At 69.3% G+C, this 19,919-nt stretch carries 17 protein-coding genes; 1 reads left to right on the top strand and 16 read right to left on the bottom strand.

The window, feature by feature from the left end; all coding sequences use genetic code 11:
* Positions 1-45: 45 nt before the first annotated feature.
* Complete coding sequence (locus HLH48_RS08285; protein ID WP_182997028.1) at positions 46-1,131, top strand: Gfo/Idh/MocA family protein; 1,086 nt, start codon at positions 46-48, stop codon at positions 1,129-1,131.
* 21 nt (positions 1,132-1,152) lie between these two features.
* On the opposite strand, the gene HLH48_RS08290 is transcribed toward HLH48_RS08285, so the two are convergent.
* The 16 genes from HLH48_RS08290 to murG all read right to left on the bottom strand — a co-directional run bounded on the left by HLH48_RS08290 (position 1,153) and on the right by murG (position 19,918).
* A complete protein-coding gene (locus HLH48_RS08290) occupies positions 1,153-2,283 on the bottom strand; it encodes a Gfo/Idh/MocA family protein (protein ID WP_182997029.1) in 1,131 nt (376 codons plus the stop codon).
* 124 nt (positions 2,284-2,407) lie between these two features.
* Positions 2,408-3,430 (bottom strand): aspartyl protease family protein, encoded by a 1,023-nt coding sequence (locus tag HLH48_RS08295; RefSeq protein WP_182997030.1) that lies wholly within the window; start codon positions 3,428-3,430, stop codon positions 2,408-2,410.
* A complete protein-coding gene (locus tag HLH48_RS08300; protein WP_182997031.1) occupies positions 3,361-3,807 on the bottom strand; it encodes a hypothetical protein in 447 nt (148 codons plus the stop codon). The genes HLH48_RS08295 and HLH48_RS08300 overlap by 70 nt, the downstream gene beginning before the upstream one ends.
* Positions 3,808-3,845: 38 nt before the next feature.
* A complete protein-coding gene (ligA, locus tag HLH48_RS08305; RefSeq protein WP_182997032.1) occupies positions 3,846-5,957 on the bottom strand; it encodes an NAD-dependent DNA ligase LigA in 2,112 nt (703 codons plus the stop codon).
* A gap of 6 nt (positions 5,958-5,963) precedes the next feature.
* The gene (recN, locus tag HLH48_RS08310; RefSeq protein WP_182997033.1) at positions 5,964-7,673 is read right to left on the bottom strand and encodes a DNA repair protein RecN; all 1,710 of its coding nucleotides are present in this window, start codon (positions 7,671-7,673) and stop codon (positions 5,964-5,966) included.
* A 40-nt stretch (positions 7,674-7,713) separates the two neighbouring features.
* Entirely contained in the window at positions 7,714-8,679 is a 966-nt protein-coding gene (locus HLH48_RS08315; RefSeq protein ID WP_182997034.1) for an outer membrane protein assembly factor BamD, read from the bottom strand.
* Positions 8,680-8,787: 108 nt separating this feature from the next.
* Positions 8,788-9,783 (bottom strand): UDP-3-O-acyl-N-acetylglucosamine deacetylase, encoded by a 996-nt coding sequence (gene lpxC / locus HLH48_RS08320; protein ID WP_182997035.1) that lies wholly within the window; start codon positions 9,781-9,783, stop codon positions 8,788-8,790.
* 333 nt (positions 9,784-10,116) lie between these two features.
* Positions 10,117-10,320 carry a hypothetical protein gene (locus HLH48_RS08325; RefSeq protein WP_182997036.1) on the bottom strand — a complete coding sequence of 68 codons (204 nt, stop codon included), beginning with the start codon at positions 10,318-10,320 and terminating at the stop codon, positions 10,117-10,119.
* A gap of 469 nt (positions 10,321-10,789) precedes the next feature.
* Complete coding sequence (locus HLH48_RS08330) at positions 10,790-11,191, bottom strand: HEPN family nuclease (protein ID WP_264812247.1); 402 nt, start codon at positions 11,189-11,191, stop codon at positions 10,790-10,792.
* Positions 11,192-11,320: 129 nt separating this feature from the next.
* Positions 11,321-12,754 (bottom strand): cell division protein FtsZ, encoded by a 1,434-nt coding sequence (gene ftsZ, locus HLH48_RS08335; protein WP_182997038.1) that lies wholly within the window; start codon positions 12,752-12,754, stop codon positions 11,321-11,323.
* Between the two features lie 80 nt (positions 12,755-12,834).
* Positions 12,835-14,226, bottom strand: coding sequence for a cell division protein FtsA (ftsA, locus tag HLH48_RS08340; protein ID WP_182997039.1), 1,392 nt, complete (start codon positions 14,224-14,226; stop codon positions 12,835-12,837).
* On the bottom strand, positions 14,223-15,344 hold the full coding sequence (locus HLH48_RS08345; RefSeq protein ID WP_182997040.1) for a cell division protein FtsQ/DivIB: 1,122 nt from the start codon (positions 15,342-15,344) through the stop codon (positions 14,223-14,225). The genes ftsA and HLH48_RS08345 overlap by 4 nt, the downstream gene beginning before the upstream one ends.
* A gap of 41 nt (positions 15,345-15,385) precedes the next feature.
* Positions 15,386-16,342: a D-alanine--D-alanine ligase gene (locus HLH48_RS08350; RefSeq protein ID WP_182997041.1), complete on the bottom strand. Its 957-nt coding sequence runs from the start codon at positions 16,340-16,342 to the stop codon at positions 15,386-15,388.
* Positions 16,339-17,307 (bottom strand): UDP-N-acetylmuramate dehydrogenase, encoded by a 969-nt coding sequence (gene murB / locus HLH48_RS08355; protein WP_182997042.1) that lies wholly within the window; start codon positions 17,305-17,307, stop codon positions 16,339-16,341. Before murB ends, HLH48_RS08350 begins: the two co-directional genes overlap by 4 nt.
* Complete coding sequence (gene murC, locus HLH48_RS08360; RefSeq protein WP_182997043.1) at positions 17,304-18,743, bottom strand: UDP-N-acetylmuramate--L-alanine ligase; 1,440 nt, start codon at positions 18,741-18,743, stop codon at positions 17,304-17,306. The genes murB and murC overlap by 4 nt, the downstream gene beginning before the upstream one ends.
* On the bottom strand, positions 18,740-19,918 hold the full coding sequence (murG, locus tag HLH48_RS08365; RefSeq protein ID WP_182997058.1) for an undecaprenyldiphospho-muramoylpentapeptide beta-N-acetylglucosaminyltransferase: 1,179 nt from the start codon (positions 19,916-19,918) through the stop codon (positions 18,740-18,742). Before murG ends, murC begins: the two co-directional genes overlap by 4 nt.
* Position 19,919 lies beyond the last annotated feature (1 nt).

Consider the following 19,919-nt stretch of genomic DNA (forward strand, 5'->3'; position numbering starts at 1 on the left):
CTCATGCATGGGGGTGATGTCTATGGTATGCGCGCGGGTCGGGGCATGAGCGGGGGCGACGGGGATATCGCCGGGCCGGTGGCCGGGGGGACGCCGGCGATCGGGTGGGGGGTGATTGGAACCGGTACGATTGCCGGGCATTTCGCGCAGGATATCCGCAACGCGCGCGGCGCGTATCTGGCGGCGGTGGCGTCGCGCTCGCCCGGGAAGGCCGCGGCGTTCGCGGCGCGGCATGGCGGCAGGCCTGTGGCGGATGTCGATGCGCTGGTGCGCGACCCGGCGGTGCGGGCCGTCTATATCGCGTCGCCCAACGCGACGCATTTCGACATGGCGCGGGCGGTCATGGCCGGGGGCAAGGCGGTGCTGGTTGAAAAACCCCTTGTCAGCACGGTGGAGGATGCCGACCGTCTGGTGGCGCTGGCCGCGCTTCATGACACGTTCTGCATGGAAGGCATGTGGTCGCGTTTTCTGCCGGCCATGACGCTGGCGCGGGAGGCCATCGGGTCGGGCGCGATCGGAACGGTGCGCCGGATCCGCGCCGAACTGGCCTTTGTCCATCCGTATGATCCGGGCAGCCGCTTTTTCGACCCCGCCCAGGGCGGGGGGGCGTTGCTGGACCTGGGGGTGTATCCCGTGTCGCTTGCCCTGGCGCTGATGGGCCGCCCGGCCGGGGTGCGCGGGCGGTGGCGGGCCGCGCCGAGCGGCGTGGACATGGCTGCCGAGATGGTGCTGGAATTCGGTGCGGTGCAGGCGCACCTGGCCTGCGGATTCGATCGTGACGGCACCAACCTGTTCATGATCGAAGGCAGCAGGGGCACGCTGGTGCTCCAGCCGCATTTCATTTCCAGCCGCCAGCTTCTGGCGGTGGGGCGCATGCCCGCGAGGGGCCTCTCCCTGATACCGTGCGGGTCCGCGCCCATGCGGTTGTTTTCGAAAGTGGCCAAGCGGGTCTGGCTGCCGGGCGTGCGCCGGCATGATTGCGTCTATGCGGGCTATGGCTTGCAGTTTGAAATCGAGGCGGCAAGCCGGGCCGTGGCCCAGGGGCTGACGGCGTCGGCCGTCATGCCGCTGGCGGACAGTGTCGAGACCTTGCGGATCATCGAGCAGGTACGTGCCCGGCCCCCGGCCTGAACGGAGGCGGGATGGCGCGTTTCAGGGCAGGTTTTTGACGGTATGGTCGTGCTGCCCGCTGCTGAGGGCCAGGATGATCTCCGTCAGATGCAGGGAGACCCGGCCCGAGAAGAGGGGGGGCTGGCCTGAGCGGATACCGTCCGCCTGGGCCTGGATGCCGCGTGCGAAATCGATCTTGGACGGGTAGGGGGGAACCTGCGCGGCGGCCTTGCCCCGAGGGTAGCGGACCGTCTGCCCGCGATAGAAGCGGACGGGCAGTTTGCGGCCCAGCCTGTTTTCCAGCCCGTCGGCCAGAATATCGAGCAGGGAGCGGCGATAGTCGCGCAGCAGGCTGACGGCCGAGCGGTTGTCCCACAGGTCGCGCACCGTCAGGCTGCCTTTTTCCCCCAGGATGGTCAGGGAGCGGTCGCGCGGGGCGGCCAGGCCGCTGGTCAGGCGCGCCACCACGCCGGAGCGGAAGGTCAGGCAGCCGACGGAGAAATCCGGCCCCAGCTTGTGGTCGCCCACGCCCTTGTCGCGGAAGGTCAGGGCGGACGATGCCGCGACATGCACGATCGGGCCGAAGAGCCCATACAGCCAGCTCAGCGCGTAGCCCGCATGTTCGAGCGTGCAGCCGACCTCGAATTCATGCAGGCCGGGCCACGGTGCGCCCGACCGGCTGCGCCATTGGTGCCAGTTGCCGCGAAAGACCGGACCGTCGTCCATTTCCGCGTAGACCAGGTTGGGGCGTCCGATCTCGCCTTTTTCCATCAGGCCGCGCGTCAGCAGGAAGGCGTCGCTGAGGCCGTTGGCGGGGGCGCCGCACAGGAGAAGGTTTTTCTCCCCGGCGAGGTGGGCCAGGGTCTCCGCTTCCTCCACGGACATGGCCATGGGTTTTTCGCAATAGACATGCTTGCCCGCGTCGAGGGCCGCCTTGTTGACGGCGAAATGACTTTCGGGCGTCGTGAGGTTGACGACGATATCCACGCTGTCGTCATGCAGCAGTTCCTCCAGCCCCGCATAGGCTTCGAGCGAGTAGAAGGTGCAGAACTGGCGCAGCCTTTGCGGGTCGCGGTCCCATACGCCTTTCAGCCGCAGTTCGGGATAGTTTCGCAGGGTGGTCATGTAATAATCGGCGACATAACCTGTCCCGACAAAGGCGATATTGGTCATGGAGGTCCCGTTACTCTTGCTGGGGCGGTGTCGGTCCTGTATCCGAAAGCCTTCTTTTCAGGCTGATGCGATGTTCGAGGGCGGAGCGCGCCTTTGTCAAGCCATGGGCCGGTGCGGGGCGGGGTTATCTGAAACAGGCGATGCCTTCGGCGCGGTCGAACTGCACCATGCCGTACTGGAACGCCCCGAACGTGATGGTTGGCGGCATGGAGCCGTCGCCGAGTTCGTATTTGACCAGCACCTGGCGGGACACCGTTCCGATGCGAAGGGTTTGCGGCTCGATGGCGACATGCTGCGTGAAGCGGCCCAGCGTGGTCTCGATCGTCTCGGTCCGGAGATGTCCTGTCCATTCCGCCGGGAAGGCGCGCAAGCGCACGGTCAGCGGTTCGGGCGTGTTGTCGCCCGTATCGACAAGCGCCTTTCCGGTTTCGCCGTCGCGGGAGACGGGAAGCAGGAGAGACATGATCAGGCCGTTTCGCAGGGATTGCAGGGTCATCCCCTCGGTGCAGGCAAGCGGCGCCGCGTGCCCGAAACGGATCGCGTGTTCCGAGAAGGTGACGTGACGGAGCTGCGACAATTGCTGCATGCCGACGATGACGGTGCTGGCCTGGCTGACCGTCATCATCTGGTTGGTGAACGTCGTGTGGCCGATCGTCAGGACGGGCACGATGACGACGTCTTCCGCGCGGGTGCGGGTCGAACCGTCGCCTTGCCGCCCGATCCGGCCGATCGTGGCGAGATGCTTCCGGTGCGCCAGGGATGCGGGAATGGAGCCGAGGAAGGACCCGGTATCGAAGACGGCCTGGACAGGCGTTTCGTCGAGCGCGACCGGGCCGGCCGCGACGGGCAGGCGCCGGCCGCCGATGCGGACAGGTGACGCCGCGAAATCCACCTGGTCGGTATCGGGGCCGGAAAGCGACGGCGGCGGGACGGTGTCCGCCGGGACCGACAGGATCAGTGGATCCATGTTGCGGAATTCGAGGTCCGGCTGGCGATAAAACTGGCGGATCGGCTCGAAATAGAGATGGACGAGCCGATCGTGGGCGAATGCCCAGTCCCGGGTGCGTCCTTCGAGCATCAGGTTGCCGACACGCACGGTCTCCAGCAGCAGATCGAGCGGATTGATGCTGCGGGCCGGATCGCCCAATGCGCCGGCTGCGTTCCGGGCGCGATCCAGCACCAGGTCGGAACCGTGCAGGTCGCCCCGCCCCGCACCCGCGCGAGGGCGGCGTCGCACAGTCCGGCCATGATGGCGTATGAGGCCGACGATGCCTGAACTGTCCTGTCGAGTCCGTCACGGATCGCATGGAGCCGCGGGATATCGCCATGCTCCATGGCAGTGAGGATGCCGTAAGCGTCGCGGACGGAAAGATAGACCCTGCCATCGGGATCATGCTGGATCAGGTCGGGATCGAACGCCTGAACCGGGGCCTGGAGGGCGGGGCGCGCCATCGCGCGGGGGGGCACGGCCAGGAGCGCATGGAGGAGGGCGACGCCCGGGAGCAGGGATCGAAACGGAAACATTCTGGATTGGAACCTCGTCATCGCGTATCGACGGGCCTTCAGGCCTCCGGCAGGCCCGCCAGTTCGCGCCAGCCGGGTTCGTCGAGCGTGTCGAGGCCCAGTTCGGCGGCCTTGCGGGCCTTGGAGCCGGCGTCGGTGCCCAGGACGACCAGGTCGGTCTTTTTCGAGACGCTGTCGGTGACGCGGGCGCCGAGGCGTTCGGCGATCGCCTTGGCTTCGGGGCGGGTCATCGTGGTCAGCGTGCCGGTGAAGACGATGGTCTTGCCGGATAGGGTGCCTTCGGTCCGGGGTTCCTCGTCCTCGATCGTCGTCAGCATCGCCGTCAGGTCGTCGAGGGTGGCGAGGTTGTGTTTTTCCAGGAAGAAGGCCGCGAGTTCGTCGGCGATCGTGGTGCCGATGCCGGTGATCGAGCCCAGGGCCAATCGGGCGTCGGAGCCGATGGTGGTGGCGGCCAGCATCTGTTCGCGCCAGTTGGCGTACGAGCCGTAATGGCGGGCCAGCAGGCGGGCGTTGCTGGAGCCGATGCGCCGGATGCCCAGCGCGTAGATGAAGCGGGCCAGGGGGATGGTCTGGCGGGCGTGGATCGCGGCGGTGAGGTTGCGGGCGGAGAGGTCGCCCCAGCCTTCGCGCTTGGCGATGGCTTCTTCATGGTCCGGCAGGCGGAAGATGTCGGCCGGGGTTTTCAGCAAGCCGTCCGTGTGGAATTCGGTGATCGTGCGTTCGCCCAATCCGTCGATGTCGAAGGCGTCGCGCGAGACGAAATGGATCAGCCGTTCCACGACCTGCGCCGGGCAGGTCAGGCCGCCGGTGCAGCGCCAGACGACCTCGCCGGGCGGGCGTTCGGCGTGGGCGTGGCAGATCGGGCAGGCATGGGGGAAGGCGAACGGTTCGCCGCGCGGCGGGTCGCCTTCCTTGCGCGGTACAACGCCGAGAATCTGCGGGATGACGTCGCCGGCGCGCTGGATCTGTACCAGGTCGCCCTCGCGGACGTCCTTGCGCTGGATTTCGTCCTCGTTATGCAGCGTCGCGCGGGTGACGATGACGCCGCCGACATTCACCGGCTCCAGGATCGCCACCGGCGTCAGCGCGCCGGTGCGGCCGACCTGGATGTCGATGCGGGTGAGGCGGGTGATGGCCTGTTCGGCGGGGAATTTCCAGGCGATCGCCCAGCGGGGCGCGCGGCCGACGAAGCCGAGGCGATCCTGCAAGGCCAGCTCGTCGATTTTATAGACCACGCCGTCGATGTCGTAATCCAGGCCCGAACGGTCGCGCGCGATGGCGTCCATGAAGGATTCGGCCTCGGCGGCGCTGTCGACGACGCGCGACAGCGGGTTGACCGCGAAACCCCAGTGGCGGAGCCGGTCGAGATAATGCCAGTGGCTATCGGCCACGCGTTCGGACGAGAAGCCCTGGGCGTAGGCGAACAGCGACAGCGGCCTGCGGGCGGTGATCGTAGGGTCGAGCTGGCGCAGCGAGCCCGCCGCCGCGTTGCGCGGGTTGGCGAACAGTTTCTGCCCGGCGGCGGCCTGGGCCTGGTTGATCGCCAGGAAGGCGGGCTTGGAGAGGAAGACCTCGCCCCGGATTTCGATCAGCGCCGGGGCGGGGCCCTTGAGCTGCTGCGGCAGGTCCTCGAGCGTGCGGAGGTTGGCGGTGACGTCCTCGCCTTCGGTGCCGTCGCCGCGGGTGGTGCCGCGCACGAAGCGGCCGTGCTCGTAGGTCAGGCTGATCGACAATCCGTCGATCTTGGGTTCGGCGACGAAGCGCAGGGCGCGCGCCCGGTCCTCGTCCAGGCCGAGGAAGCGGGCGGCGCGGGTGACGAAGGACTCGAATTCCGCGCGGTCGAACACATTGTCCAGCGACAGCATCGGCACCAGGTGGCGATGCCGGGTGAAGGTGGGAGCGGGCGCGCCGCCGACATGCAGCGAGGGGCTGTCGGCGCGGCGCAAGGCGGGAAAACGCGCCTCGATCGCCAGGTTGCGGCGGCGCAGCGCATCGTACTCGGCGTCGGAGACGGTGGGGGCGTCCTGCTCGTAATAGGCGCGGTCCAGCGTGTGGATCAGCGCGGCCAGACGGGCCAGTTCCGCCGCGGCCTGGTCTTCGGTCAGGGTCGCGGGGTCGATTGTCGCGGGTGTGGCGGGATCGGGAGACATGGACGACTACCCTTGCAGGAGGCTGTCGGCCGCCGCCCGCGCGGCCTCGGTGATCGTGTCGCCGGCCAGCATCCGGGCGATTTCCTCGCGCCGCTGCTCGGTCGATAACGGATCGGCCCGTGTTTCGGTTCGGCCCCTGGCCACCGATTTGCTGATGCGCAGATGGGCGTTGCCGCGCGCCGCGACCTGCGGGCTGTGGGTGACGACCAGGACCTGGACATCCTGCCCCACACGCGACAGGCGCTCGCCGATCGCGGAGGCGGTGGCGCCGCCGACGCCGGAATCGACCTCGTCGAACACCAGGGTCGGCACGGCGGAGCGGCCGGCCAGCACGACCTTGAGCGCCAGCATCAGGCGCGACAGTTCGCCGCCCGAGGCGACCTTGGCCAAGGGCCCAGGCGGCTGGCCGGGATTGGCGGCGATCTGGAAGGCCGCCTGTTCGCGGCCCCGCGCGTTCCATGCCTCGGGCGCCAGGGGGGGCAGGGTGACGAAGAAACGCGCGCGGTCCAGCCGCAGCGGCTTGAGTTCGGCGGTGACCGCGCTCTCCAGCCGGCGGGCGGTCTTTTCGCGGGCCGTGGAGAGCAGGCCGGCGGCGTCCTCGAACCGGGCGCGGCGTTCGCGGACCAGTTGTTCCAGCGCGCCGATGCGGATATTGCCCGAATCGAGCGCCGCCATCCGGTCGCCCAGCGCCGCCAGCAGGCCCGGCAGTTCCGGCACCGACACGCCATGCTTGCGCGCCGCCGCGCGGAGGGCGAACAGCCGTTCCTCGGTCTGTTCCAAGAGGCGGGGATCGGACTCGGCTTCGGCCGCCAGGCGGGAGAGCAGGGTTTCGGCCTCGCCCAGGGCTTCCTCGGCGCGTTCGAGGGCCGCCAGCGCCTCGTGCGCCAGACGGTCGGCGCCATCGGGCGCGCCGGGCTCGGCGGCCGAGGGCAGCAGGCGTTGCAGGGTGCGGCTGGCGCCGCGCAGGGCGGCGGCGGGGCCGGACGAGCGGCGGTCGCGCGGCGAGAGTTCCGCCAGGGCGGCGGCGATGGCCTCGCCGCGCCGCTCGCCCTGTTGCAGGCCCTGGCGCAGCCCGGCCAGATGCGTTTCCTCGTCGTCCTGGGGGGCGAGGGTGGCCAGGTCCTCGACGGACTGGCGCAGCCATTCCTCCTCGCGCGCCGCGCTTTCCATCGTGGCGCGGGCGGCGGCCAGTTCGGCCGTGGCGGCCATCCAGGCGCGATAGGCGGCCTCGGTATCGGCCCGCAGAGCCGGCGGCACGCCGAAGGAATCGAGCAGGTCCAGGTGGGTGCCCTGGTCGGCCAGGCCCATCTGCTCGTGCTGGCCCTGGATTTCGACCAGCAGCGCCGCCGCCCGGCGCAGCAGGCTGACCCCCACCGGCTGGTCGTTGACATAGGCCCGCGACCGGCCGTCCACCGTCACGATCCGGCGCAGGACCAGCGGTTCGCGCGCATCGTCGATGACGATTCCCTGTTCGGCCAGCAGGCCGGGCAGCGGGTGGCCGTCTTGCAGGTCGAAACAGGCGGTGACGCTGGCCTGGCCGGCGCCGGCGCGCACCAGCCCGGCGCTGGCGCGCTCGCCCAGCGCCAGGCCCAGGCTGTCGAGCAGGATGGATTTGCCGGCGCCGGTCTCGCCCGTCAGCACGGTGAGGCCAGGCGCGAACGGCAGGTCCAGCCGCTCGATCAGGACGACATCGCGGATCGACAGATGGGTCAGCATCTTGTTGCCCCGGACGGTGCGCGAGGGGGCCCCGCGCGTGTCAGAACACGGAATGCCATGCGCGCGAGAAGAAGCCGCGCCGGGCCTGCGGGGTCTGGGACGGGGGCGGCGGGGCCTTGGCCAGCGGCTTTGCGTCGTCGGCCGGGCTGGCGGGCGACTTGTCGGGGACCGATCCCGGGACCGGAGAATTTGCGGCCAGCAGGTGCTTGCTGCGCAGCTTGTCGTAGGCGTCGCGATACCATTTGCTGCCCGGGTAATTGTAGGACAGCACGGAGGCGCTGCGCCGCGCCTGGTCCGTCAGGCCCAGATCGAGATAGACCTCGACCAGCCGTTCCAGCGCTTCCGGCACGTGATTCGTCGTCTGGAAATCCTGCACCACGCGCTGGTAGCGGTTGACGGCGGACTGGTAGGCACGCTGCTGCTCGTAATAGCGGCCGACCAGCATTTCCTTGCCCGCCAGGTGGTCGCGGCACAGATCGACCTTCAACTGGGCGTCGCGCGCGTAGGGCGATTGGGGGAAGCGGGTGATGACCTCTTCCAGCGCGTTCATCGCCTCGACCGTGCCCTGCTGGTCGCGCCGCACCTCGGCGATCTGCTCGTAATAGCAGAGGGCGCGCAGATAGAAGGCGTAGGCGGCGTCGGGGCTGGTCGGGTGCAGTTCCAGGAAGCGGTCGAGCTGCTGCACCGCCTCGGGATACTTGTCTTGCAGGTAGTAGGCGTAGCCGCCCATGAGCTGCGCGTTCGCGACATAGGCCGAATAGGGATAATTCTGTTGCAGGACGTCGAATTCCGCCGCCGACAGGGCGTAGCGCTGGTCGCGCAGGGCGTCGATGCCGTTATTGTACAGCGTCTCGACCGGCGGAACGTGCGCCTCCAGGTCGTTGATCGTCTTCTTGTCGCCGCTACAGGCCGCGAGCGACAGAATGACGGCGATCGAGGCGTATCGGGCGGCATGGTGGCCGGCCGAACGGTCAGCGGAATGGTTTCGAATGCTGCGCAGGGACATGCCGGCTCTTCCAGTTCGGTCTGCCTTATATCATGCGGCGGGCCGGGGTGAAGGCCATGGCGTCGTTTTCAATGCGATCCGGGCCGATTCCGTCGGGCGGCCGCGTCGTCAGGCCGCCGCGCGGAAAGGCTGGGGGCGGGTTCCGCGCGCCTGCGGCCGCCAGGCGGCGGCATCGGCGAACAGGGTACGCAGCAGCCGGTTGTTGAGCGCGTGGCCGGATTTGTGGCCGGTGAACGTGCCGTTGATGGTGGCGCCGGCCAGATAGAGGTCGCCCACGGCGTCGATCATCTTGTGGCGCACGAACTCGTCGGGGCGGCGCAGGCCGGACGGGTTGAGGACCGTGGCGCCGTCGACGACGATGGCGTTGTCCAGCGAGCCGCCGCGCGCCAGGCCGGCCGCGTGCAGGGCTTCGATTTCCTGCCGCAGGGTGAATGTGCGGCAATTGGCGATTTCGTCGCGGAAGGTCCGGCGGTCGAGCCGGGCGGTGAAGCTCTGTTCGCCGATCGCGGCGGCGGGGAAGGCGATGGAGAGCGCCAGGGCCAGACCGGGCTCGCGCCCCGGGCGCAGTTCGGCGAAGGCGTCGCCTTCGGTGACGCGGACCGGGCGCAGGATGTCGATCACGGCGCGGGGGGCGGCCTGCTCGGCCTGTCCGGCGCATTCCAGCAGGAAGACGAAATCGGCGGCCGAACCGTCCAGCACCGGCAGTTCCGGCCCGTCGACATCGACCAGCACATTGTCGATTCCGCAGGCGGACAGCGCGGCCATCAGATGCTCGATGGTGGCGACGCGCAGGGCGGGATTCGCCGGGTCGCCGACGACGGTGGACAGCCGGGTGTCGACGACATGATCGAAACGGCCCGGAATGGCGCGGCCGCCCAGATCGGTGCGGCGGAAGACGATTCCGCTGTTCTCGGCCGCCGGGTGGAGGGCCAGCCTGATCCGCAGGCCGGTATGCAGGCCGACGCCGACGCAGGAAATGCTCTGGCGCAGCGTATGCTGGCGCAGCGCATGCTGGTGGGCAGCGCGCGTGGGCAGGGGGCGTGACGACACGCTTTCGCCGATGGGGGCGCATTCCTGCTCCGACATCGTCAGCATACCGTCCATTCCCGTCCCCTGCCTTGTTGTTGTCGTTGCATCTTGCCTGCCCGTTACAGGACGGACAGCATGATCTGTAATTGCAGGAAGGCGGGAGCGCGAGTCACTGTTTATTGCCAACTATTACGCGTTAACAATCTGAAACATAAAGAAAAAATAAATCCACATTTTTGGCGCAACGCGGGCGGGAAAGCGCCGTATGCGCGGCCCGGGCCGTTCCGGCATGCCCATGGGGGCTTTCGCGTCGATCATGACGGGTCGTCACGAAATCGGTAGGCTATGCTGCGGGCATAACCTACCGCATCTGGCCTGGTGATGGAATTCACCGTCTATCCCGCATGGTCACACGGATTTTTTCTCGATTTTCCTGATTTCCGCCGCGCTGAAATAGTAGATTCCGGCACGGGGAAGCTTGATCCCGTAACGATGCTGTTCCTGATAAGGAAGTCCTTCATCTTCGGGGCCGACAGTGGTTTTGATGTCTTCAATCCTGCCGACAAAATCGAGATCGTAGTTGCGTGGCCAGCCGGTGGATACGTGAACCATATCACCGATTAAAAAGGGGAGATTGCATCCCGTTTTTTTTGTTTCTTATTATTTTTAAATAATCTGATGATGATATTTCTTGAAGTCATGACCATTTCACTCCGTTTTTTGTCCGACCAAGGACAAGACGAACACGCGCCCTCGCGCCGCCTGGCGTCAGGTGGTTGGTCGCAACGATAACGAAGTGAACGCTGCCCTGCTTATTTCCCTTTACGGCGAACGAGTGCCCCCGTTCACCGCACTGGCTCAATAGCCGGGTGTTATATTCGCAGGCCACCCGACCGAGGGGAGCCACTTCGTTTTTTCGTGCGCGACCAAGCGCATTGAATAATCTATCAGAAATCAAAATATCGAACAAGCATTATTCAAAAATGAAATATTGTGGAAAAAAATCAACAAAACCGAACGAAATAAAATAATTACAGATTAATTACAAATAAATAGATTGTTTTTATATTCGTCGGAAATTCTATTTCGTGGGATATATTTTTTCGATGCTATTTTTAAAGTCGATCAGAAACGTCTTCATACCCGCTATGGAGACGGTGATCCTGATTTTCTTCTGGTTGTGTGTGGTATTCCAGAGCGTAATCGACTCGATTTGTTTGATCGTATTGGCATTGTAACGCAGGTTGCCATGGGCCAGCGCGTGCCGGACGACGTGGATGAATTGCAGATAATCGAGATCGCCTTCGGCATTTGCCTCGAAGGCGATCGGTGGCTGCCGTTTGCGGAAATGGCGGATGAACGCTACGCCGCTGGCCGATTTCTCGAAAGGATGGATGAAGGCCCCCAGGAAGGTATTCACCAACTGGGTGACTTCATAAAGGTCATGGGCGCGATAATTGGCTTCGACGAAATCCAGGTTCACGAGGGATCGCCTCATGATGTCCAGGAGCGGGTTGCTTGGAATTCCCATGCCCTTCGTCGCGCTGGTGCCAGGATGGGGGAGCGGTGTTCCGCGCGCCGGACCGATGCCGGCGCGCGGTGGCGCGCGGGATCAGGGCTGGCGGCGGAGGAAGGCGGGGATGTCCAGCCCGACCTCGTCGCCCGAAGCCTGGCGGACCGTCGCGGAGGGTTCCGTCTCCGGCAGGGCGGGTTCGGCGCGGTGGGGCTCGGCGGCCGGGGTGGCGCCACGGCGCAGCACGCCGGTGACGATGTTGAACAGGCTGCCGCGCGGCGGCGCCGCCTGGGGCTCGGCCGGGCGCGGCTGTTCGGAGAACAGGGACGAGCGCGGCGAGGGGCGGGCGCCGGGATGCAGAGCCTGCTGCGGCGTGGAATGGGGCGAGGGGGCCGAGACCGGCGGCGTGTTCATGAAGTTCGGCGGGGTGTGCCGGGCGGCGGCCTGGGCCGCTGACTCGGCGTGCGGCTCTGCGGCGGCGGGGGGGGGCGGGGCCGCGTCGGTGCCGGCGGCCGGCGGCGGCGCGGCTTCGGCGGGCTGCGGTTCGAGCGTGCGGACCGGCGGGCTGTCGATCCCGGTGGCGACGACCGACACGCGGATGCGGCCGGTCAGCGATTCGTCGATCGCGGAGCCGAAGATGATGTTCGCGTCGTCGGCCACTTCCTCGCGGATGCGGTTGGCGGCCTGGTCGACCTCGTACAGCGTCATGTCCTCGCCGCCCGTGATGTTGATCAGCAGGCCCCGCGCGCCGGCCATGGAGGTATCTTCCAGCAGCGGGTTGGAAATCGCGTCCTCGGCGGCGGCGATGGCGCGGTTGTCGCCATCGGCCTCGCCGGTGCCCATCATGGCCTTGCCCATCTCGGCCATGACGGTGCGGATGTCCGCGAAGTCGAGATTGACCAGCCCCGGCGCCATCATCAGGTCGGTGACGCCGCGCACGCCCATGTACAGGACGTTGTCGGCCATCTTGAACGCATCCTTCCAGCTTGTCCGCTCGGTGGCCAGGCGGAACAGGTTCTGGTTGGGAATGACGATCAGCGTATCGACATATTGCTGCAACTCGGCGATGCCGGCATCGGCCGACTTGGTGCGCCGGCCGCCCTCGAAGGTGAAGGGCTTGGTGACGACGCCCACGGTCAGGATGCCGCGCTCGCGCGCCATGCGCGCGATCACCGGCGCCGCGCCCGTGCCGGTGCCGCCGCCCATGCCGGCGGTGATGAAGACCATGTGCGCGCCGTCCAGGTGGCGCGCCAGTTCGTCGGCGGCTTCCTCGGCGGCGGCGCGGCCGATTTCCGGCTTGGCGCCGGCACCCAGGCCCTGCGTCAGATGCGGGCCGAGCTGGACGCGGCGATCGGCCTTGCTGTGCGACAATTGCTGCGCGTCGGTGTTGGCGACGACGAATTCCACGCCCTGGAGTTGCAGGTGGATCATGTTGTCGACGGCGTTCGTCCCGCCCCCGCCGACGCCGATCACGGTGATCCGCGGCGTGAAATCGGAATGGTTTTGCTGCGGGATACTGAGATTCAGGGTCATGGACGTCTCCCGGGACGAGTCGTTGGAGGGCTTGTGCCGATTCGCTTGCAGATTTTCAGGGGATATTGTGAATCATCTTCCTATACCCTGTCTCGTATGAATTCCACGACGCGGCGCAGCATGCCGCGTGGCCGGGGCTCGGAGAAATCCATGTCGCCCAGCGCGCCGCCGCCGCCCGCCGCCCAGGCCAGCAACCCGGCCGAGGTGGCGAACGACGGCCAGGCCGCCGCGTCGTCGGGCAGGCCGCGAATGGCGTTCGGCCGGCCCAGCCGCACCTGGCGGTTGAGGATGCGCGCCGCCATGTTGCCCACGCCGTCGAGCAGCGACGCCCCGCCCGTCAGCACCACGCGCCCGTCGGTCGCCCGGCCGACGCCCGCCGATTCCAGCCGGTCGCGCACCATCTCCAGCGTCTCCTCGATTCGCGGCCGGATGATGGACACCACCTTGGAGCGGGAAATATTGACGAATTGATGTTCGCTGTCGCCGATCAACTGCACCGGCAGCAGGTCCATGTCGTCGTCGGCGGACAGTTCGGCCGAGCCGTACATGGTTTTCAGCCATTCCGCGCTGTCGATCGAGGTGGACAGCACATGGGCGATGTCGCGCGTGACGTGCATGCCGCCGACCGGCAGGCAGACGGTGTGCAGCAGGTGGCCCTCGCCGAAAATGGCGATCGAGGTGGTGCCGCCGCCCATGTCGACCACGGTGACGCCCAGTTCGCGCTCGTCCTCGTCCAGCACCGCCAGGCCGGAGGCGAGGGGGGCGGAGACCAGTTCCTCGATCTTCAGCTCGGCCCGCGACAGCACGGTTTCCAGGTTGCGCAGCGCGGTGGTCGAGGCGTCGATGACGTGCAGGCGCGAGGTGAGCTGGTCGCACAGATGGCCGCGCGGGTCGGGGACGCCCGAGGTTTCGTCCACCGAGAAATCCAGCGGGATGGTGTGGATGGTCGACCGGCCCTCGGACTGGGCGCGCATCTGGCCCTCGGTCACCACGCGGCGCACGTCGGAAGCCGTGATCTCGCGCCCGCCGACCGGCCAGCGGACATTGAACAGCCGGCTTTCGGGATGGCCGCAGGACAGGTTGACATAGACGCGGTCCAGCCGCCGCTCGGCGGCGTCCTCGGCCTGGCCGACCGCGGCGCGGATCGCGGCCTCGGCGTCGCCCAGATTGACGATGCCGCCGCAGCGCACGCCGTGCGAGCGGCGCCAGCCATGGCCCAGCACGCGCAGCGTGCCGTCGGACTCGCCCCGGCCGATCAGGCACATGATCTTGGTCGAGCCGATATCCAGCACCCCGAACGTGCCCGGCCGCCAGGCGCGGGGCGGCGTGGGATCGTCGGACGGCGGCAGCGCCACGGCGCGGCCGGACGGCGCGGCCGGCAGCAGGGAGCGGTCGCGCCGCCTGGCGCGGCGGCGGCGTGGGGCGGGGGCGGCGGGTTCGCTGCCCTGCGGGACCACGACCAGGTCGTTCATGCGCGCCTCCGCACTTCGGGCTCGCCGTTCGGCGGCAGGTTGGGGACCGGAGGGGGCAGCGTCGCGCGCGGCGCGGCGTGCCCGGGTGGGGATGATGGGAAGGCGGGCGCCGGGGCCGAAGTCGGGACCGAAGCTGGGGCCGGGACCGGCGGCGCCCGGTGCGGCGTGGCGGCCGTGGCGTGGGCGGGTACCCGATCCCTGGCCGCCGGGGTGCTGCCGGGTGTGGCGTCATGCGCCGGGCCTGCCGGTTTCGACCCGCCCGGCGCGGCCGGGGTGGGGGCGGCCGATGGCTGGGCGGCGGGTTCGGCGGATGGCGGCTGTTCCACCACCATCCGGTCGGGCAGGCGCAGGTCGATGGCGACCACCGGCCGGTCCAGCAGCTTCATCGCGGCCTGGAGGTCGGCCAGCCGTTTCAGGGCCGGGAGGTCCTCGCCCTCGGGCAGCAGCACCGTCGTGCCGTCGCGCAGCACCAGGTTCCAGCGGCGCAGGCCGACGCGGACGGCGGCGGCCACGTGGTCGCGCACCACCGGCTGCCCCGCCAGCGCGTCGATCAGCGGCGCGGCGGCGATGTTGGCGCCCAGCCCCACCACCAGCGGCAATTGCATGAAGGCCTGGGCGTCCTTGCCGGTCATGCCCTGGTCGCGCACCTGGTTGCCGGCGCGGTCGATCAGCATGAAGCGGCCCTGGTTCTGCCACACCGCGAAGGGACTGCGCTCGGTCAGGCGCACGACGATGGTGCCCGGCAGGTGGCGTTCGACCACCGAATGATCGACGAAGGGCAGCGCGTCGATCCGCTGGCGGGCGCCCTCGACCGAGAAGCCGAGCACCGGGTCGCCGATGCGTACGCCCAGCGCGTCGCGCAGCGCGGCCTCGCTGGTCAGCGCGCGGCCGCTGACCTGGATGTCGGTCACGCGCAGCGGCAGCATGCTGACCAGCCGGGCGCGGATCGGGGCGAACCGTTCCTCGGACTTCATGTCATGCACCACCATCACGGCGCCCGCGCCGATGGCCAGCAGAACGACCGCCAGCGCGAGCGGGCGCGCCGTGCGGCGCTGCCGGCGCAGGAAGATCGACAGCCGTGACGGGCGGTCGTCGCGATGGTCTCCCGTCCGTCTCATGAGGGTGCCGTCATCGGTGCGTCAGCCGGCCGCGCGCGCCGTCATGTCCGGCACGCGGCCTGCTCGACCATCCAGCGGCAGAGCGCGCCGTAGCCGATGCCCTGCGTCTGGGCCTGTTCGGGCAGCAGCGAGGTCGGGGTCATGCCGGGCTGGGTGTTGACCTCCAGGATCACCAGCCGGCCGGGACCGTCGCCGCAGCGCGTGTCGTCATAGCGGAAATCGGTGCGGGTGGCGCCGATGCAGCCGAGCGCGCGGTGGGCGGCGGCGGCGAGGTCCAGCGCCCGGGCGAAGGTCTCCGGATGGATTTGCGCGGGCAGGACATGCCGCGATCCGCCCGCCTGGTATTTGGCGGCGTAGTCGTAGAATTCGTGCCCCGTGGCCGGGTTGGGGGTGATGTCGGTCACGGTGAGGGCGCGGTCGCCCATGACGCCCACCGTCAGTTCGCGGCCTGGGATGAATTCCTCGACCAGCGCCTGGGGGCCGTAGGTCCAGGCGGCGGCGATGGCGGCGCGGCGGTTGGAGCCGGCGCGAACGATCTCGACCCCCACGGACGAGCCTTCGTTGAGGGGTTTGATCACATAGGGCGTGGCCAGGGGATCGGCGGCGGGGAAATCGGCGATGTCGATCACCGCGCCCTCGGCCACCGGCAGGCCGGCGGCGCGGAAGACGGCGCGGGCCGCCGCCTTGTCCATCGCCGTGGCCGAGGCGCGGACGCCGGAATGGGTGTAGGGGATGGCCATCCAGTCCAGCACGCCCTGGATCGCGCCGTCCTCGCCCAGGCGGCCATGCAGGGCGTTGAACACCACGTCGGGCCGGTGGGCGGCGAGATCGGTCACGATCGCGCCCAGGTCGGCGCCGGCGTCGAGCACCCGGACCTCGTATCCTTCCTCGCGCAGGGCGGCGCTGATGCCGGCGCCGCTGGAGAGGCTGACCGTGCGCTCGGCGGAGACGCCGCCCATGAGGACGGTGACGCGCCGCGCCGGGGTGCGGGTCGTCATGGCGTTTCTCCCGTCGTGGCATCGGCGGGCGGCGTGGCGCGGCCGATGCGTTTGATTTCCCATTCCAGCAGGATGCCGGTGCGGGCCTGGACCCGACTGCGCACCGTCTCGCCCAGCTCTTCGAGGTCTGCCGCGCGGGCGTTGCCGGTATTGAGCATGAAATTGCAGTGTTTTTCGCTGACCTGGGCGTCGCGCAGCGCCAGGCCCCGGCACCCGGCGGCGTCGATCAGTTCCCACGCCTTGCCGTGCTCGGGATTGCGGAAGGTCGAGCCGCCGGTGCGGGCCCGCGTGGGCTGCGACTCCTCGCGCGACTGGCGGATGGTGGCGATGGCCTGGCGGATCTCGGCCGGGTCGGCCGGGGTGGCGCGCAGGCGGGCCCGGGTGACCACGGCGCCGGCCGGCAGGCGCGAGCGGCGATAGCCGAAGCCCAGCGCCGGGCCGGACAGGCGCGCGGTGGCGCCGTCGCGGGTCACGATCTCGGCCCAGTCGAGGACGGTCGCGATGTCCGAGCCGTAGGCGCCGGCATTCATCGCCACCGCGCCGCCGATCGAGCCGGGGATGCCGGCGAGAAATTCCAGGCCTCTGAGCCCGGCGCCGGCCGCGTGTTCGGCCACCACCATGTCCAGCGACGCGGCGCCCGCGACCAGCCCGTCGGGCTCGACCGCGATGTCGGCGAAGCCGCCGCCGAGGCGGACCACCAGCCCGTCGATGCCGCCGTCGCGCACGATGACGTTGGAACAGGCGCCCAGCACCGTGACCGGGAGGTCGGGCGGCAGGTGGCGCAGCGCGTATGCCAGGTCGGCGGCGTCGGCCGGGACCAGCAGCAGGTCGGCCGGGCCGCCGACGCGGAACCAGGTGCGCGGGCCCAGCGGCGCGTCCGCGCTCAGCCGGCCGCGCAGGTCGGCGAGGCTGGCGCGCACCGTTTCGGTCCAGCGCTGGTCCGTGGCGGCGGCCGGGTCGGTCATGCCGCGCAGTCTCCCTTACGGGCATTGGGGTTTTGCAGGGCGGCGAGCTGCGCGGGCAGGGCCTGGGCCCAGGCGGTGATGTTGCCGGCGCCCAGGCAGACCACGAAATCGCCCGGCCGAGCGATGGCATGGACCATTTCCGCCAGATGGTCCGGATCGGGCAGCGGCACCACCGAGCGGTGGCCGCGCTCGCGCAGGCCGTCGACCAGCGCATCGCGGCTGATGCCGTCGATCGGGGCCTCGCCGGCCGCGTAGACGTCGGCGACGATCACGGTGCCGGCGTCGTTCATGCAGGTGCAGAACTCGCCGAACAGGCTTTGCAGCCGCGAATAGCGATGCGGCTGTACCACGGCGATGACGTCGCGCGCGCCAGCCTGGCGCGCGGCCTTGAGCACGGCGGCGATTTCGACCGGATGGTGGCCGTAATCGTCGATGACCGTGATGCCGCCGGTCTCGCCCGTGCGGGTGAAGCGGCGCTTGACCCCCTTGAAGCCGGCGAAGGCGGAGCGGATGGTGGCGTCGTCGATATCCATCTCCACCGCCACGGCGATCGCGGCCAGCGCGTTCTGCACGTTGTGGTGGCCCAGCATCGGCAGGCGGAACGGCCCCGCGCGGCGGGTGCGGTTGCGGTTGCGGTTGGTCACCACGACCTCGAACGTCGCGCCCAGCTTGTCGGTGATGACCTTCTCGGCCCGGATGTCGGCCTGGGGAGAGAAGCCGTAGGTGACGATGCGGTGGTCGGACAGGCGCGGGATCATCTGCTGCACCGCCGGGTGGTCGATGCACAGCACCGCGAAGCCGTAGAAGGGAATGTTGGAGACGAACTGGTCGTAGGCCGCCTGCATCGCCTCGGGCGTGCCCCAATGGTCCAGATGTTCCGGGTCCATGTTGGTGACGACGGTGATGACCGAGGGCAGGCGCAGGAAGGAGCCGTCGCTCTCGTCGGCCTCGACCACCATCCAGTCGCCCGAGCCCATGCGGGTGTTGGTGCCGTAGGCCTCGATGATGCCGCCATTGATGACGGTCGGGTCCAGCCGCGCGGCTTCCAGCACCGCCGCGACCAGGCTGGTGGTCGTGGTCTTGCCATGGGTGCCGCCCACCGCGACCGACCAGCGCAGGCGCATCAGTTCGGCCAGCATTTCCGCCCGGCGCACCACCGGGATCAGGCGGGCGCGCGCGGCCACGACCTCGGGGTTGTCGCGCTTGACGGCGGTGGAGGTCACCACGACCTGCGCCTGGCCGAGATTGGCGGCGTCATGGCCGATCGCCACCGGGATGCCCGCCGCGCGCAGGCGCAGCACGTTGGCGCTCTCGGCGATGTCCGAGCCCTGCACGGCATAGCCCAGCATGTGCAGCACCTCGGCGATGCCGGACATGCCGATGCCGCCGATCCCGACGAAATGGATGGTGCCGATGGAAAGGGGCAGGGCTCTCATGGGGTGGACTCCGTCGTGGCGGCCGGGGCGGCGGTGTGGGCGGCTGTCGGATAGGCGGGGTCGGGGGGGCGATGCAAGAGTCCTTCGACCAGGTCGGCCAGAAGGCGTGCGGCATCGGGCCGGCCGAGGGTACGCGCGGCCGCCGCCGCGCGGGCCAGCGCGGCGGGGTCGGACAGCAGGGACTCCAGCCGTGCCGCCAGGGAGGGGGCGGTGAAATCGGGCTGGCGGATCATCCAGGCCGCGCCGGCCGCGGCCAGGGATTGCGCGTTGGCGCCCTGTTCGTCGCTGGCGGCGATCGGCAGGGGGACCAGGATCGCCGGCCGTCCGGCATCGGTCAGTTCCGCGACCGAGGAGCCGCCGGCGCGGCCGATCACCAGGTGGGCGGCGCCCAGCAAGGCGGCGACATCGGCGAAGAAGGGCGCGATTTCGGCCGGAATGCCCAGCGCGGCGTACCGGGCGCGCACGCGGTCGGCATCCGCGGCGCGGGCCTGCTGGGTGATACGCAGCCGCGCGCGCAGGGAGGCGGGCAGGCGGCCGATCGCATCCGGCACGATGTCGCTGAAGACCCGCGCCCCCAGCGAGCCGCCCCAGACCAGCAGGCGGATGTCGCCCTCGGGCGGGGTGTAGGGCCGGTCGCGCAGGGCGGCGATGGCGTCGCGCACCGGCATGCCGGTCAGGGTCGTCCGGGCCCCCGCCGGCAGGCGGGCGACCTGGGGAAAGGAGGTGGCGATGCCGTCGGCGAAGCGCGCCAGCATCGCGTTGGCCTGGCCCAGCACGGCATTGCCTTCGTGCAGGACGATCAGGGGGCGGCGGGCGCCGAGCAGGCGGGCGCCCAGCAGCGGGGGCACGGACGGGTAGCCGCCGAACCCCACCACCGCCGCCGCGTCCAGCCGGCGCAGGATGGCGCGGGCCTGCATCGTGCCGCGCGCCAGTGCCAGCGCGGCGCGCGCGGCGCGCGCCGGCCCGCGCCCCGCGATGCCGGCGCCGGGCAGGACGAATTGCGGGCCCTGGGCGAAGATGCCGTGGTCGCGCGCGCCCGCGCGCCGGTCGGTCATCAGGGCGATCGCATGCCCCCGGGCTGCCAGTGCGTGCGCCAGGGCCTCGGCGGGAATGAAATGGCCGCCGGTGCCGCCGGCGGCGATGACGATCGGGCGGCGCCCGGAGGGGGCCTGCATG

The sequence above is a fragment of the Gluconacetobacter sacchari genome, assembly GCF_014174255.1.
GTDB classification, from domain to species: Bacteria; Pseudomonadota; Alphaproteobacteria; order Acetobacterales; family Acetobacteraceae; genus Gluconacetobacter; species Gluconacetobacter sacchari.